The organism is Rahnella sp. ChDrAdgB13, assembly GCF_017655185.1.
GTDB classification, from domain to species: domain Bacteria; phylum Pseudomonadota; class Gammaproteobacteria; order Enterobacterales; family Enterobacteriaceae; genus Rahnella; species Rahnella contaminans.
The window spans coordinates 1-14798 of sequence record NZ_JAEMGT010000128.1 but is presented as its reverse complement, the minus strand read 5'-3'; the positions used below and the strand labels follow the sequence as shown (position 1 = coordinate 14798).

Here is a 14798-nt window from a genome sequence, read left to right as displayed (position 1 = left end):
GCTACAGGATCGGGAATGTGGTGATCTGATCCTGATTACGGCCAAAAGTTCGATTTATTCAACAAAGCCCAGATGAAATTGAAACTGACCTACAGGCTGAAATGCCGGAAGTATTTCCATGCATGGTACTTCTCACACCAAGTAAAAGTCTGTATGCCTCAGGAACTATTCAATATTATTATCGCCGGGATATCATCAGTATTGGGGAGGGTCTGGACATTATCGTAAATACATCGGCTAACCAGCTGAGTTTATGAAGTACTTGTCAAAACAGCATCTCACTAACTCTGGGAATGCTATGCTGAAAGGCACTCTTTTAATCACGGAATGCAGGCATCCTGACCGCATTCCGTGACTGCATTTTTACCGAGCCTGACTCACCCTCCAGACCACGTTGCCCGCATCATCTGCAATCAGCACGCCACCCTGCTTATCCATGGTAAGCCCGACAGGCAGACCGCGAACCTGTTTCTGATCGTCCGTCAGGAAACCCGTTACCACCGGTTGTGGCAGTCCCACCGGTTTACCGTTTTCGAATTTTACCCACATCACCTGATAACCGTTGAGCGGTTTACGGTTCCAGCTGCCATGCTCGCTGACAAACGCACCGTCGCGATATTGCGGCATATTTTCACCGGTATAGAACAGCAATCCGAGCGGCGCGACATGTGAGCTTATCGCGTAATCAGGCTTGATCGCTTTCTCTACCAGATCCGGGCGCGGCGGTTTTACCCGTTTATCTACGTGCTGACCGTAATAGCTGTAAGGCCAGCCGTAGAAACCGTGTTCCTGTACCGATGTCATGTAATCAGGCACCAGATCAGATCCAATTTCATCGCGCTCATTCACCACCGCCCAGAGTTTTCCACTCTGAGGTTCCCATTGCAGACCGGTCGGATTGCGCAATCCGCTGGCATAAATCCGGCTGGCACCGGTCGCGGCATCCACTTCCAGTATCGCCGCTCGGCGGTCTTCAGCGCCGATGCCATTCTCGGTGATATTACTGTTCGAACCGACGCCGACGTAAAGTTTGCTGCCGTCCGGGCTTGCCAGCAGAGATTTAGTCCAGTGATGATTTATCGGGCCGCCCGGCAATTCAGTGACCACTTCCCCCGGCGCGGTGATGTGTGTTTCACCGGTCTGATAGTGATATTTGATCAGGCTGTCAGCACTGGCAATCCAGAGCGTGTCTCCCGTCAGCTGAATGCCGAACGGTGAATTCACATGCTCAATAAACGTATGTTTTTCCCACTTGCCGCCGGTATTGCGCAGCAAGGTAATACGGTTACCGCCCTCGCCTCCTTTACCAGACGACTTTTGCACCATGCCCATAATCAGCTCTTTCGGACGGAAGATGAGTTTTTTCGCCGAACCGTTAGATTCCGCCACCAGCACATCATTGTTGGGCAGAACGTAAACCTGACGGGGGTGTTTCAGCCCTTCGGCGATTTTCTCGATTTTCAGCCCTTCAGCGACTTTGGGCATTTCACCGTTTTTCCAGGGAATACCTTCCGGCACTTTCATAGGCGGCATTAAAAAGTTCTGTGCCTCAGGCAGTTCAGGATTTGCTCCGGTCTGTTTTTTGGGATCAATTTGCGAACTGTCATCACAACTGCTGAGCAACGCAGCCAGTACGCAGGCGGATAAAAGGCGTTGATAAATTTTCATCGTATCGCCCCTCCCGCAACATGAAGACGTAATGCCAGCTGAACATTCGCCAGAAGCATAAGTACCACCACTCCCGTGGAAAGAATAACGCCCGCAGGAACCACCGCATAAGCATCACGGCTGTGAATAAATGCATTGAAAATCGCCAGTATGACCGCCACCAGATTCAGCCAAAAATGCAGCTTAACTGCGCTGTCAGCGAAGGATTTCGGGCCGCTCCAGACCTGAATAAGATTGATCAGCCGCGGAATGACCGCGATCAAAAGCCCCAGCACAATCAGCCAGTTGGCCGCATCGGTCCACATATTGATGAACGTTTTCATGTAGAGAATATCGAAGATCCAGGCGGCGACAAAAAATCCCAGCGGAATGGGGTTTAACAATTCGTACAGCGCCGTTGCGATTTTACGGCACGTCGAATTTGGGTGGGTTTGCATGTCCTTCTCCTTTGACTAATCCATAGCGGTGTATGCCGGAAATCGACACGACAGCCAACAGGTGTACCTGTAATAGATTAGTAAAGTTGAAGAATGCTGCCGGAAAGAATGACAGAGCAGGTCTTAAAGAATTGAGCGTCAGATATCAAAATCATTCAACCGGTTCTGGGTACCTGATGACGTGTCGAATGTCCCGCTGATGTAGGTGCCGTCTCTGAAGATGACCACTTCATCGACTCTCACAGGATGAGCACAATCAGCGCACTGGATGGAATGTACGACTTCTGCCAACGGAGAATTCACCGCGGCAATAAAACGGTCTGAGCCACAATGTTCGCAAACAATTCTGATATCCGGCATGGAATGAACTCGGCATGAGAAAAAAGAATGCATTCAAGATAACATAACCAGAACAATCTTATTGTGGATATTGCAGATGCATGAATCAAGAGGCTCCAACGTAGCGCGTTTTATCATGCTTTTGGAAAGAAATTGATTTGCGGGGCGGGATATTATGCCGATCTGGCAAATAAAAAAAGCCCGCATTAGCACGGGCAAGCACACATTCGGACACAAGGATTAAATGCAGTGGTTATCTGTAGCGAGGTACAGATAACTCAATCATAGCTCTCACGCTGAAACCCGCTGCGTAACGGGCTGTACAGGCTCAAAAATAAGAATTTTCCGCGTTTTTAAGAAACCGTACTCTGAATGAAGCCAAAAAAAAGCACCTGCACCCCGCTTCATTTGCATTTAGACACAATAAAACGCCCCGTCCTTTGGTGATTTTCTCGTTATTATTCTGTCCTACAAAAAAGCACAGGTTTCGGCTTTACTGCTCACACAATGGATTGGCGGCATATCACCGAGGCAGGCATTACGTTGATGGTTTTAAACGGGATAATCTATGCGTCATTCTAAAATTTTTATGTTATCGGCTCTGGTTGTTTCTTCCTTGTTGCCACTGGCCAATACAGCGTTCGCTGCGTCAAACTCTCATGAAATCAAATCGTTCTACGATGATTCCAAACTTTACTCGATTGGCGATCAGGTTCCGGCGTTGTACCGCACCAAGCCCTATGAAATCATCGGCTGGCAGGAACGTCATCTTCCCGCGCCGGATGCAGGCACCCACTGGACATATATCGGCGGCAGCTACGCGCTGATCACCGACACTGACGGTAAGATCACTAAAGCCGAAAACGGCGATATCTACTTCCAGTAAGACCTTTTACGTTCGTGTCTGTAAGGCCTGAAGAGATTCAGGCCTTTTTTCTTTGCAGCATTGGAAGACACGCCGCAAAACGCACTTTAGAAAGTATTAAATAGCGGTAAGATCAAGCGAATAGACTTATCATTATGGCTGAACAGGGTTAGTTCATCGTTCATGCCAGGGTCAGTACATCGGCGCAGGACGTTTAACGCGAACTATTAATTATCATTCATGAGCATTCTGCTCTTTTCTCTTTGGGGCTCCCATGAGCGACTCGCAGCAACGTCAATCAGTGCGCAAGCACCCCATGAAACTCAGCACTTCCGTAATTCTGATGATCAGCGCTGTGATTGCTTCCGTGCTGCTGGTTGTTCATCTGCTCTATTTTGTCCAGGTCAGCGATACCACGCGTGATGGCGTCAAAGATAAAGCGCTGGCTGTGGCGAGAACGCTGGCGGATTCCCCCGAAGTGAAACACGCCCTTTCCCTTTCTCCGGACAGCGGGATAATCCAGCCGATTGCCAGCGCCGTACAAAAGCGCAACGACCTGCTGTTTGTCGTTGTCACAAATATGGACGGCATCCGTTTCTCACACCCGAATACGGATGTGATCAGTCATCATTTTATCGGGGATGACATCAATCCCGCGCTGCTCGGCAACGAAAATGTCTCTATAAATAAAGGGACGCTGGATAAAGCGTTGCGCGTCTTTACGCCGGTGTATGACGATCATCACAAGCAAATCGGCGTTGTCGCCATCGGAATTTCGCTGGTAAAAGTCACCGAGCAAATTAATAAAAGCCGCTGGAGTATTCTCTGGACCGTGCTGTTTGGCATGATGGTTGGCGCACTGGGCACCTGGTTCCTGGTCAAAATGCTGAAACGCATTCTGTTCGGGCTGGAGCCTTATGAGATTTCGACGCTGTTCGAACAGCGCCAGGCGATGCTGCAATCCATCAAAGAAGGTGTGATAGCCGTTGACCAGGACGCACATGTGACGCTCATCAACCAGACCGCCCGCCAGATATTTCAGGAAACCGCCACGGACGTGGAGCCGAATGCGGATTCCCTGCCGCTTATCGCCAACCTGCGCGACGTGCTCAATACCGGCGTTCCGCGCCGTGACGAAGAGATTAACTACAAAGGTCGTTTGCTGCTGAGCAATACCGTGCCGGTGCGCAATAACGGCGTCATTATTGGCGCAATTTGTACCTTCAGGGACAAGACGGAAGTCAGCCAGTTGATGCAGCGCCTGAGTGGCATGGTAAACTATGCCGATTCGCTGCGGGAACGCTCGCATGAGTTTATGAATAAACTCCATGTGATACTGGGTTTACTGCACATGAAAAGTTACGCGCAACTGGAAGATTACATTCTCAAAACGGCCAATAATTATCAGGCTGAAATCGGATCACTGCTGCTGAAAATCAAGTCTCCGGTCATCGCCGGATTTCTGCTGAGTAAAATTAACCGTGCCTCGGATACCCGGCATTTGCTGACCCTCAGCGACGACAGTCTGTTGCCTGATAACAATAATGAAAATCAGGTCGCGGCGCTGATCACCGTGCTGGGAAATCTGATTGAAAATGCGCTGGATGCGCTTGGTGACCAGCCGGACGGCGAAGTCAGCGTGCTGTTACATTATCAGAATGGCTCGCTGGCCTGCGTTGTCAGTGACGACGGACCGGGGATTACACCGGCGAACGTCGAGGCGATATTTGAGAAAGGTGTTTCATCCAAGGGTGATCAACGTGGTATGGGGTTGTTCCTTGCAAAACAGCAAGTTGAAAGCCTCGGCGGAACCATTAACGTGGAATCCGAACCCGATGTGTATACCCAATTTTTTGTACAACTTCCCTGGGATGGTGAGAGGACAAGTTCTTGATCAATGTGCTGATAGTTGATGATGATGCCATGGTAGCCGAATTGAACCGCTGCTACGTGGGCCAGATTGAAGGCTTCGCGTGCTGCGGTACGGCGTCGACGTTACAACAGGCGAAAGATCTGGTTTTGAATTCAGAACTGTCTATCGACCTGATTTTACTCGATGTGTACATGCAGCAGGACAACGGCCTGGATTTACTTCCTGAGCTGCGCGATGCCCGCCGCCCTATCGACGTGATCGTGATTTCATCTGCCGCCGATGCTGAAACCATCAAAAAATCGCTGAATTACGGCGTTGTGGATTATCTGATCAAGCCGTTCCAGTTTTCCCGTTTCGAGGAAGCACTGACGGGCTGGCAGCAGAAAAAAACGCTGATGGATAACCAGCAATATTACGAGCAGTCGGACGTTGACCGGTTAATTCATGGCAATAACCCGGCGGCGGTAGAATCCAAAAAGCTGCCGAAAGGCCTCACGCCACAAACGCTGCGCACGCTGTGCCAGTGGATTGACGAGCATCCGACGATGGAATTCTCCACCGACGAACTCGCCAGTTCAGTGAATATTTCCCGGGTGTCTTGTCGTAAATACCTGATATGGCTGGCACAGATGAACATCCTCTTCACCAGCATTCACTATGGCGTGACAGGCAGGCCAGTTTACCGCTATCGCTTACAGGCCGATCATTACTCGCTGCTTAAGCAATACTGCCAGTAATGTGATACTCCGGGTCCAGCGGCGTGAACGTAAACTGCCGCTGCGACGAGAAGATAATCTGCTGGTCTTTCGTGACAAAAACAGCCTCAATGTGCGGGACATTTTGCAAGTACCTGAGGCTTTTTTTTACGCCCATGCCGTAAAGCAGCGTGGTGTAGATATCACCGTCAATCGAATCATCGGAAATAATCGTCACGCTGAGAAGCTCATTATCCAGCGGATAACCGGTTTTCGGGTCGAGAATATGATGGTAACGCTGGCCGTTTAGCTCGAAATACCGTTCATAAATGCCCGATGTCACCACCGATTTGTTCGTCACGTTTATCACGCCAATCAGCGACTCCGGATCAGAAAATGGCTTTTTCAGGCCAATCGCCCAGGCGCCTTCAGCCCCTGCGCCCAGTGTTTGCACATTGCCACCCAGATTGATGAGCGCCTGAGTCACCTGCTGTTCACGCAAAAAATCCCGAACCACGTCAGCAATATAGCCTTTGGCAATCGCGCCAAGATCAATTTCCATCCCCGTTTTATGCAGAAAAACGGACTGCGATCCTTCGTCGAGGATCACGTCATGCGGATCCGTGATCTTCAGCAGCGCCTGTAAGTCAGTGGCAGCAGGCACGCTGTTGCCGCTAAAACCGATTTTCCAGCGCTTCACCAGCGGGCCGATGGTGAAATTAAAACTGCTGTTTTCCTGTACGCTCACGGCTTTCGCCCGGCTGATCAGGTCAAACACCGGTTTGCTGACGGCAACAGCGTGATTGCCTGCCGCATGGTTAACCGACATCACTTCAGATTGCTGGCGGTTAACCGTCAGTTTGTTTTCCTGAAGTTTGATGAGCCGGAAAACGTTGGAGGCCAGAGTTTCATTATGTTCAAACAGCTTGAGAAGAATGGGCGAACCCATTAAAACGGCGGAGTAAGCATAAACACGTTCGTCTGGTGTCATCAGATTTACCCAAAAGCAGGCCTTAAGACCATAAAGAAGAAATGTGAAAAGCCCGCCCCACAGCGATGCGGGACAGGCTTTACGTTGAACTGAAACCTTAACCTTACGGGTTACAGGCGCTGGCTTAGCGTTGCCAGACTCCGTACAACCGGAAGGAAAACGGTTTTTTATTGCATCGCGTATTTCGCTGCGTTCTGTCCAGCAAGAATACCGAAGATAATGATATCTGCAACGGCATTCCCGCCGATACGGTTGCCCCCGTGGATCCCGCCGACCACTTCACCGGCTGCAAATGCACCGCTGAGCACCTGTTTCTGAGCATCCAGCACGCAGGTATCGGTATTAATGGTTACGCCGCCCATGGTGTGGTGAACCCCCGGCGCGATACGGATTGCGTAAAACGGCCCCTGATTGATCGGATGACGCATCGCCGTTTTACGACCAAATTCAGCATCGTCTTGTTTATCCACCGCAACGTTGTAAGTTTCCAGCGTAGCGAGGAACGCGTCTGACCCCATTTCCAGCTTAGCGGCCAGTTCACGTGGCGTTGCTCCGCTGATAACGAAACCGCGCGCAATATACTCATCCGCGGCTTTGTTGTTTAAACGCACCTGCTCGTCGAAGACCACGTAGGCAAATTTCTCTGGCAGACCGATGATTTTTGCAGAAACTTTGTCGCGTGTTTCCATCTCATTGAAGAAGCGATGTCCCGCCTGACTGACCAGAATCGCGCCGCCGCCACGGATGGCTTCGGAAATCAGATAAGACGTTGTCTGTTCCACGGTGGGGTGAATTTGAATTTCACCCATATCAACGGTAGCTGCACCGATTTTTTCCAGAATGGCAATACCGCCACCGGTCGCGCCTTTGTGGTTAGTGGTCACGAAACCGTCCAACTCGGGACGATATTTCACGACCATATCGCGGTTGGCGCTGAAACCACCTGTCGCAACAATCACGCTTCTGGCGTTTACCGTCAGCACTTCGTTTTCATCGTTGAGCAGTTCTACGCCCTGCACCGCGCCGTTGGTGTAACGGATTTCGGTCACGGACGTATCCAGCATCACGTCGATATTGCGTTTGTTGAGGTTTTTCACCAGGCCGCTTATCAGGAAGCCGCCGACTGCACTTCGGTCTGCCGGACGGTGTGTACGGTCGATGCTCATCCCGCCGGTAATGGTGATATCGCTGAGTTCAATGTTGTGTGTAGCCAGCCATTCGACGGCCTGCGGGGCGCGCTCGATGAATTCTTTCAGCAGTACGGTGTTGTTTTTAAACTGTCCGCCTTTCAGGGTTTCCTGATAGAACAGCTCTTTGCTGTCTTCAATGCCTTTAAGTTTTTGGAAACGGGTTTCCGCGGCGTTCATACCCACGGAGGCTTTGATGGTGTTGCCGCCGATGGTAGACATTTTCTCAACGATCAGCACTTTTGCGCCTTCATCACAGGCCTGAATCGCTGCCGCCAGACCGGCACCGCCGCTGCCAACCACCACCACGTCGTAGTTTTGCGGTTCGGAGAGGTTGCCGCCCTCTTCCAGCAATTGCGCTTTGCAGGATTTCGCTATGGCTTTGGATACCGCTTTCTTCACTGCTTCACTCTGTTCTGTTGCCCCCGTAACGGCGTCAACATGCGGGCTGTTTGCATCCAGAATACGTGTACGGATGATGTCGAAGCTGGTGGTGAATTCCACATCCAGATCCGCACCGGCCTCCAGCACGATGTCAGAGATGCGGTCGGTTTCAAGACTGACGTTAATCGCCAGTTCACGCGCATTGTCTTGCACTTTTTCCTGGAAAATACCGGCTTTGAATTTTTTCGACGTCATGCTCATGTCGCGGATCATCGCGTCAACCAGCGAGAAGCGCCACAGCGGTTCAGGAATGGTCAGGGCTTCGCGCTGTGTGCTATCGATAAACAGCTCGAGTTTCTGATCATTCGCAATACGGTCGGTCCAGTCCGGATAAGCAATGCAGGCTTTACCGATGGCAATCATGTCGTAGCCATGTTCCAGCGCCAGCTCCGCGTCGGCTTTATTCACAATACCGCCCACGCCCATCACCGGGATGGCCGCCAGCACCTCAGAACGCATCGCGACATATTTGTCGATAAGCGGCGTCGGGTCTGTGGTATCGACGATGGAAGGACGCAGCGAATAACCGAGGGAGAAATGAAGATAATCCAGGCCACGCGCCGCCAGCTGTTCGAGCAGGTACATCGTATCAGTGAAGCGAATGCCCGGTTCTTCGAGTTCTTCCGGCGAGAAACGGTAGCCAATAATGAAAGAGGAATCGGCGTATTTCTGCGCTATTTCATGGGTGATATCCAGCACCGCCAGCGGGAAGCGCGCGCGGTTTTCGCGGCTGCCGCCCCATTTGTCGTTACGCTGGTTGGAGTTCGGGGAGAAAAACTGCTGGATAAGGTAAGTATTCGCGCCGTGAATTTCCACGCCGTCGAAACCGGCCTCAATCGCGCGGCGGGTCGCTTCACCAAATTTGGCAATCATGCCATCGACTTCTTCGGCGGTTAACGCAGCCGGGGTTGCTGCACCGTCACGCGGAGCGGCCAGCGCACTTGGCGCAACCGGCTGCTGTCCGCCAATCAGTTTGGGTTCGCTCATGCGGCCGCCGTGATAAATCTGCAACAGCGCTTTGGAACCCTGAGATTTCACTGCTTCGGCAATTTTCGCCAGACCGGCAATTTTGCTGTCATTGTCGATACCAATAGCGCCCGGGAATGCGAGGCCTTTATCATCAACAAAACAACATTCCACTATAACGGTGCCGATACTGCCAGCGCGGGCACGGTAATACTCCACCAGTTCGCTGGTGACGGTACCATCATAAAAACCGGTGCAGGTGGTCATGGGTGCCATCAGGAAACGGTTTTTCAGTACGGTACCATTTGGCAGAGTGAACGGACTCAATAGCGGTTGGTTGGTGCTCATAATGATAACTCCAAATTTTAAGTATTAATTTTCTGAATTCTTTACCGGCCGCTATTTGACGAAATATGTGATTATTATTTGTGTTTTTTTTCGATGCCGGTCTGATGCTTTTAATATAGTTTTATTTTTAGTTTCAAAACCTCTTACATTAGTTTATTAACTATTTATCTATTAACTTAATGCCTGTTATATTAAAAATATGTTAACGCTAAAAAATAAATAATCACATTCGTGTAAAATACGATCTTATTTGTATTTATATAATCAGATAACTATTACATCCGGGGCCGGATTTCCCCCAAGAAATCAGAGATTTCGCCTGCCCGCAAGGCCAGAGGCATCCCTAGTGTCAGGCTCATAGATGTGAATGACTCTCATTTATGAATACCTCTGTTTATGCCAGGGTTACATCCGCAAAAATACTCCCATCACCCCCTTCCCGGCAGTTTGATTTAATAGCGTCTCTTCAGGGCATTTATTCATTCTAAAAATTAAACTGCCACCGTATTTTATTGATCAAGATCAACAGTAATAAATAGGGAAAACGCATTATATAAACATTTCCTCCCTCTTAAGGGGAATGACATCTACCAAACACAAATAATAATAACGGGGCAGGTTTTCAATAAGAAACGGGCAACGTTAAATAACTAAAAAAAAGCAAAATAACTAAAAAAACGCATAAGACATTTTACCTAAGCATCATCACAATATTCCTAACTACCTAAGATAAATATTATGAGCGAAATAACAAAAACTGCGGTGAAAGAGCCAGCGAAAAAAGCCGAATCCGGCAAAAAAAATCGCTGGATCTTTATGTTACTTCCCGTGCTGGTGGCGGTTCTGTTGCTGCTGGTTCCTACTCCTGATGGCCTTGAACCCTACGCATGGCATTTCTTCGCCATTTTTGTCGGTGTCATCGTAGGCCTGATCTTCGAGCCATTGCCAGGTGCCGTTATCGGCCTGACCGGCGTCGTGGTTATCGCTCTCTTCAGCCAGTGGTTGTTGTTCAGCCCGGCAGAGCTGGCGGATCCGAAATTTAAAATGGCTGCGCAGTCCTTTAAATGGGCAGTCAGCGGTTTTGGTAACTCCACGGTCTGGTTAATCTTCGGGGCATTCATGTTTGCCGCGGGCTACGATAAGACCCAGTTTGGCCGCCGTCTGGCGCTGATCCTGGTGAAATATCTCGGTCGCCGCAGCCTGACGCTCGGTTATGCCATCACTTTCGCAGACCTGCTGCTGGCGCCGTTCACACCGTCCAATACCGCACGCAGCGGCGGCACGATCTACCCGATCATTGCCAACCTGCCCCCGCTGTACGGCTCAAAACCTAACGACCCGAGTGCGCGTAAAATCGGTTCTTATCTGATGTGGGTTGCGATCACTGCGGCATGTATCACCAGTTCGATGTTCCTGTCTGCACTGGCACCTAACCTGCTGGCGCTGGGCATCGTGAACAGCGTCACCGGGATCAACATTTCCTGGGGCACCTGGTTCATGGCGTTCCTGCCAGTCGGCTTGCTGTTGCTGCTGACTATGCCGCTGCTGGCCTACTGGTTCTACCCGCCGGAAGTCAAAGTGAATGACGAAGTGCCAAAATGGGCGACTTCTGAACTGGCTAAACTGGGCAGAATGTCCCGTCACGAAATTCTGCTGCTGGTCTTCGTATGCTGTGCGCTGGCGATGTGGATTTTTGCCGCCAGCTTCATTGAGCCAGCAATGGCTGCCCTGCTGGTCGTGGTTCTGATGTTGTGGACCGGCGTGCTGAACTGGAACGATATCACCAGCAACAAACCGGCCTGGAACACCTTTGCCTGGTTCGCCACGCTGGTTGCACTGGCCGACGGCCTGTCCCGTACTGGTTTCATTGCCTGGCTGGGTAAAGAGGGCGCAGCGTTGATGGGCGGCATTTCTCCGGGCGCGGCGACTATCGCCCTGCTGCTGGCGTTCTACCTCTTACACTATCTTTTTGCCAGCACCACCGCACACACCACCGCACTTTTACCGGCTATGCTGACTATTGGTGCTGCCATTCCGGGCATCAATATGCAGGTGTTCTGTCTGCTGATGGTGACGTCTCTGGGTGTTATGGGGATCATCACACCGTACGGCACTGGCCCGAGTCCGATTTACTACGGGAGTGGTTATCTGCCAACCAAAGATTACTGGCGTCTGGGCACCATCTTCGGTGCAATCTTCCTGGTCGCATTACTGGTTATCGGCTACCCGTGGATGGTGATGATGTTCTGAGGGTGCGCATAAAATCACCCACAAAGCATTAACAGAGCATTTACTGAAATAAAACAGTTAAACCACGTTGCCAGCCTGTGTATTTGGCTGGCAACATACGGAACGAATAGAAACGTCGCCGTGATTTTCCCGTACTCTTCCTGAAAATCGTTGTACCCGTGGCGGCCATAACGGATTAAGTGAGAAAACAATGTCGAATAAACCTTTCTACTATCAGAATCCCTTCCCCGTTTCCAAAGACGAAACCGAATACTATCTGCTGACCAAAGAGCACGTTTCTGTCAGCCAGTTTGACGGTGAAGACGTTTTAAAAGTCGCGCCCGAAGCGCTTACCCTGCTGGCTCAGCACGCATTTCACGATGCTTCTTTCATGCTGCGTCCTGCACATCAGCAACAAGTTGCCGCCATCCTGGATGATCCGGAAGCCAGCGAAAACGACAAATACGTGGCATTGCAGTTCCTGAGAAACTCAGAGATCGCCGCGAAAGGCATTCTGCCAACCTGCCAGGACACCGGCACCGCGATCATCATGGGCAAAAAAGGCCAGCGCGTCTGGACTGGTGGCAACGACGAAGCCAGCCTTTCCCAGGGCGTGTACAACACGTTCATTGAAGATAACCTGCGCTATTCCCAGAATGCTGCGCTGGATATGTACAAAGAAGTGAACACCGGCACCAACCTGCCAGCGCAAATCGATCTCTACAGCGTCGATGGCGACGAGTACAAATTCCTGTGCATCGCTAAGGGCGGTGGTTCGGCGAACAAAACCTATCTTTATCAGGAAACCAAAGCGCTGATCACCCCGGCGAAACTGAAAGGTTATCTGGTTGAGAAAATGCGCACGCTGGGTACAGCGGCCTGCCCTCCGTACCATATCGCGTTTGTTATCGGCGGTACTTCTGCTGAAGCCACGCTGAAAACGGTGAAACTGGCGTCAACACATTACTACGATGGCCTGCCAACTGAAGGCAACGAACACGGTCAGGCGTTCCGCGACGTACAGCTCGAACAGGAATTGCTGGTTGAAGCGAACAATCTGGGCCTCGGCGCACAGTTCGGTGGCAAATACTTTGCTCACGACATCCGCGTTGTCCGTCTGCCACGCCACGGCGCTTCCTGCCCGGTAGGCATGGGCGTTTCCTGCTCCGCTGACCGTAACATCCGCGCGAAAATCAACAAAGACGGTATCTGGATTGAGAAACTGGAAAGCAATCCGGGCAAATATATCCCTGAGTCACTGCGTCATGCAGGCGAAGGCGAAGCCGTTAAAGTTGACCTGAACCGTCCGATGAAAGAAATCCTCGCGCAGCTATCTGAATATCCGGTATCAACCCGCCTTTCCCTGAGCGGTACGATTATCGTGGGCCGTGACATTGCGCACGCCAAACTGAAAGAGCGTCTGGATAACGGAGAAGGTTTGCCACAGTACGTTAAAGATCACCCGATTTACTATGCAGGCCCGGCGAAAACGCCAGAAGGTTATGCGTCCGGTTCCCTCGGCCCGACCACCGCAGGCCGTATGGATTCCTACGTAGATCTTCTGCAATCAAACGGCGGCAGCATGATCATGCTGGCAAAAGGCAACCGCAGCCAGCAAGTTACGGATGCGTGTCACAAACATGGCGGCTTCTATCTGGGCAGCATCGGCGGCCCGGCAGCGGTTCTGGCTCAGCAAAGCATCAAGAGCCTGGAATGCGTTGAATATCCTGAATTAGGGATGGAAGCCATCTGGAAAATTGAAGTAGAAAACTTCCCGGCGTTCATCCTGGTGGATGACAAAGGCAACGACTTCTTCCAGCAGATTCAGCAAAACCAATGTGCTAAATGCGTGAAGTAATCGCATTGCAGTAAAATAAAAGGCTCGCCGAAAATGGCGGGCCTTTTTTATCAGCTCAGGTCACTGCATTTCCCGCGCTAAGACATCATAAAAATCACGATCCCTTCCGTCACAATTCCGAGTGCAGTGCCGATGAGAATGGAAGACGACGCGGATTCCACGTAGGTATCGCTGCGCACCGCAAACATTCCGGCGGCAATCGCCGACGGCGTGGCACCGATAATCACCACCTGCTGCATCAGCGTATGGCTCAGCCCAAATGCTATCCCGGCGGCGGCCATGATGGCGGGCTGAATGAGGTTCTTCATCCCGATGTTGGTAAACGTATGGATATTTAGCGTCGGACGTTCGCCGAAGAACAACAGCCCCAGCGCGAATAATGAAATCCCCCCTGCCGTTTTCCCCATCATTTCAACCGAAGATGACAGCAGTTCCGGGATTTTGATCCCCGCCAGACTCATGATGACCCCGAGAACCGGGATCCACACAATCGGGTTTCGCACCGCTTTAAATAGATTGGTCAGAATCATTTTGCCCAAACTACCCTGCCCGGTCAGTTCACTGTCTTTATCCCCCATGCGGATCAGAACGATCGTCAGCGGGATCATCAGTACGCTGGTGATCAGGTTGCCGACCAGCACGCCGAGAAAACCTTCCGGCCCGATAAGCACGGCCAGAACCGGCGCGCCGAAATACGCCATATCCGGAAACGCACAAACCAGCGACTGAATGGCGCTGGTTTTTATGTCGTGCCGGAACAGAAACCGCGAGATGCACAATGTCAGAAGATAAGATCCCATCAGGCCAATCACCAGCACAGCCATAAAGGGGCTTTGTTGAATAAATCGAACTTTTGGCCGTAATCAGGATCAGATCACCACATTCCCGATCCTGTAGC

At 51.0% G+C, this 14798-nt stretch carries 9 protein-coding genes and 1 pseudogene; 5 read left to right on the top strand and 5 right to left on the bottom strand.

The window, feature by feature from the left end; translation table 11 throughout:
- Positions 1–363: 363 nt before the first annotated feature.
- Together J8X26_RS24455 and J8X26_RS24450 are read right to left on the bottom strand one after the other, a co-directional pair.
- Positions 364–1668, bottom strand: coding sequence for a sorbosone dehydrogenase family protein (locus J8X26_RS24455; RefSeq protein ID WP_208952231.1), 1305 nt, complete (start codon positions 1666–1668; stop codon positions 364–366).
- Positions 1665–2105 (bottom strand): DUF2231 domain-containing protein, encoded by a 441-nt coding sequence (locus J8X26_RS24450; RefSeq protein WP_208952230.1) that lies wholly within the window; start codon positions 2103–2105, stop codon positions 1665–1667. The genes J8X26_RS24455 and J8X26_RS24450 overlap by 4 nt, the downstream gene beginning before the upstream one ends.
- 907 nt (positions 2106–3012) lie before the next feature.
- Between J8X26_RS24450 and J8X26_RS24445 the strand changes: the two genes are divergently transcribed.
- The 3 genes from J8X26_RS24445 to dcuR all read left to right on the top strand — a co-directional run bounded on the left by J8X26_RS24445 (position 3013) and on the right by dcuR (position 5919).
- A complete protein-coding gene (locus J8X26_RS24445; protein ID WP_152323881.1) occupies positions 3013–3330 on the top strand; it encodes an RcnB family protein in 318 nt (105 codons plus the stop codon).
- A gap of 253 nt (positions 3331–3583) precedes the next feature.
- Positions 3584–5203 carry a sensor histidine kinase gene (locus J8X26_RS24440; RefSeq protein ID WP_208952229.1) on the top strand — a complete coding sequence of 540 codons (1620 nt, stop codon included), beginning with the start codon at positions 3584–3586 and terminating at the stop codon, positions 5201–5203.
- Positions 5200–5919, top strand: a complete 720-nt coding sequence (gene dcuR, locus J8X26_RS24435; protein WP_152323879.1) for a two-component system response regulator DcuR — start codon at positions 5200–5202, stop codon at positions 5917–5919. The genes J8X26_RS24440 and dcuR overlap by 4 nt, the downstream gene beginning before the upstream one ends.
- Here the strand turns inward: dcuR and J8X26_RS24430 are convergent.
- Together J8X26_RS24430 and J8X26_RS24425 are read right to left on the bottom strand one after the other, a co-directional pair.
- The gene (locus J8X26_RS24430) at positions 5900–6868 is read right to left on the bottom strand and encodes an FAD:protein FMN transferase (protein WP_208952228.1); all 969 of its coding nucleotides are present in this window, start codon (positions 6866–6868) and stop codon (positions 5900–5902) included. The genes dcuR and J8X26_RS24430 overlap by 20 nt on opposite strands.
- A gap of 167 nt (positions 6869–7035) precedes the next feature.
- Positions 7036–9813 carry a flavocytochrome c gene (locus tag J8X26_RS24425; RefSeq protein WP_208952227.1) on the bottom strand — a complete coding sequence of 926 codons (2778 nt, stop codon included), beginning with the start codon at positions 9811–9813 and terminating at the stop codon, positions 7036–7038.
- Positions 9814–10551: 738 nt separating this feature from the next.
- Here J8X26_RS24425 and J8X26_RS24420 point away from each other — a divergent pair.
- Both J8X26_RS24420 and fumA read left to right on the top strand, forming a co-directional pair.
- Positions 10552–12063, top strand: coding sequence for an anion permease (locus J8X26_RS24420; RefSeq protein ID WP_165060344.1), 1512 nt, complete (start codon positions 10552–10554; stop codon positions 12061–12063).
- Positions 12064–12253: 190 nt separating this feature from the next.
- Positions 12254–13900, top strand: a complete 1647-nt coding sequence (fumA, locus tag J8X26_RS24415) for a class I fumarate hydratase FumA (protein WP_152323875.1) — start codon at positions 12254–12256, stop codon at positions 13898–13900.
- Between the two features lie 77 nt (positions 13901–13977).
- Here fumA and J8X26_RS24410 read toward each other — a convergent pair.
- Positions 13978–14742: pseudogene (locus tag J8X26_RS24410) on the bottom strand (AEC family transporter); the annotation flags it as partial.
- Positions 14743–14798: the final 56 nt, after the last annotated feature.

What these genes read in the sequence shown, in the direction of transcription:
- J8X26_RS24455 (WP_208952231.1), bottom strand. Translation starts at nt 1,668, where the DNA reads ATGAAAATTTATCAACGCCTTTTATCCGCCTGCGTACTGGCTGCGTTG.
- J8X26_RS24450 (WP_208952230.1), bottom strand. Translation starts at nt 2,105, where the DNA reads ATGCAAACCCACCCAAATTCGACGTGCCGTAAAATCGCAACGGCGCTG.
- J8X26_RS24445 (WP_152323881.1), top strand. Translation starts at nt 3,013, where the DNA reads ATGCGTCATTCTAAAATTTTTATGTTATCGGCTCTGGTTGTTTCTTCC.
- J8X26_RS24440 (WP_208952229.1), top strand. Translation starts at nt 3,584, where the DNA reads ATGAGCGACTCGCAGCAACGTCAATCAGTGCGCAAGCACCCCATGAAA.
- J8X26_RS24430 (WP_208952228.1), bottom strand. Translation starts at nt 6,868, where the DNA reads ATGACACCAGACGAACGTGTTTATGCTTACTCCGCCGTTTTAATGGGT.
- J8X26_RS24425 (WP_208952227.1), bottom strand. Translation starts at nt 9,813, where the DNA reads ATGAGCACCAACCAACCGCTATTGAGTCCGTTCACTCTGCCAAATGGT.
- J8X26_RS24420 (WP_165060344.1), top strand. Translation starts at nt 10,552, where the DNA reads ATGAGCGAAATAACAAAAACTGCGGTGAAAGAGCCAGCGAAAAAAGCC.
- fumA (WP_152323875.1), top strand. Translation starts at nt 12,254, where the DNA reads ATGTCGAATAAACCTTTCTACTATCAGAATCCCTTCCCCGTTTCCAAA.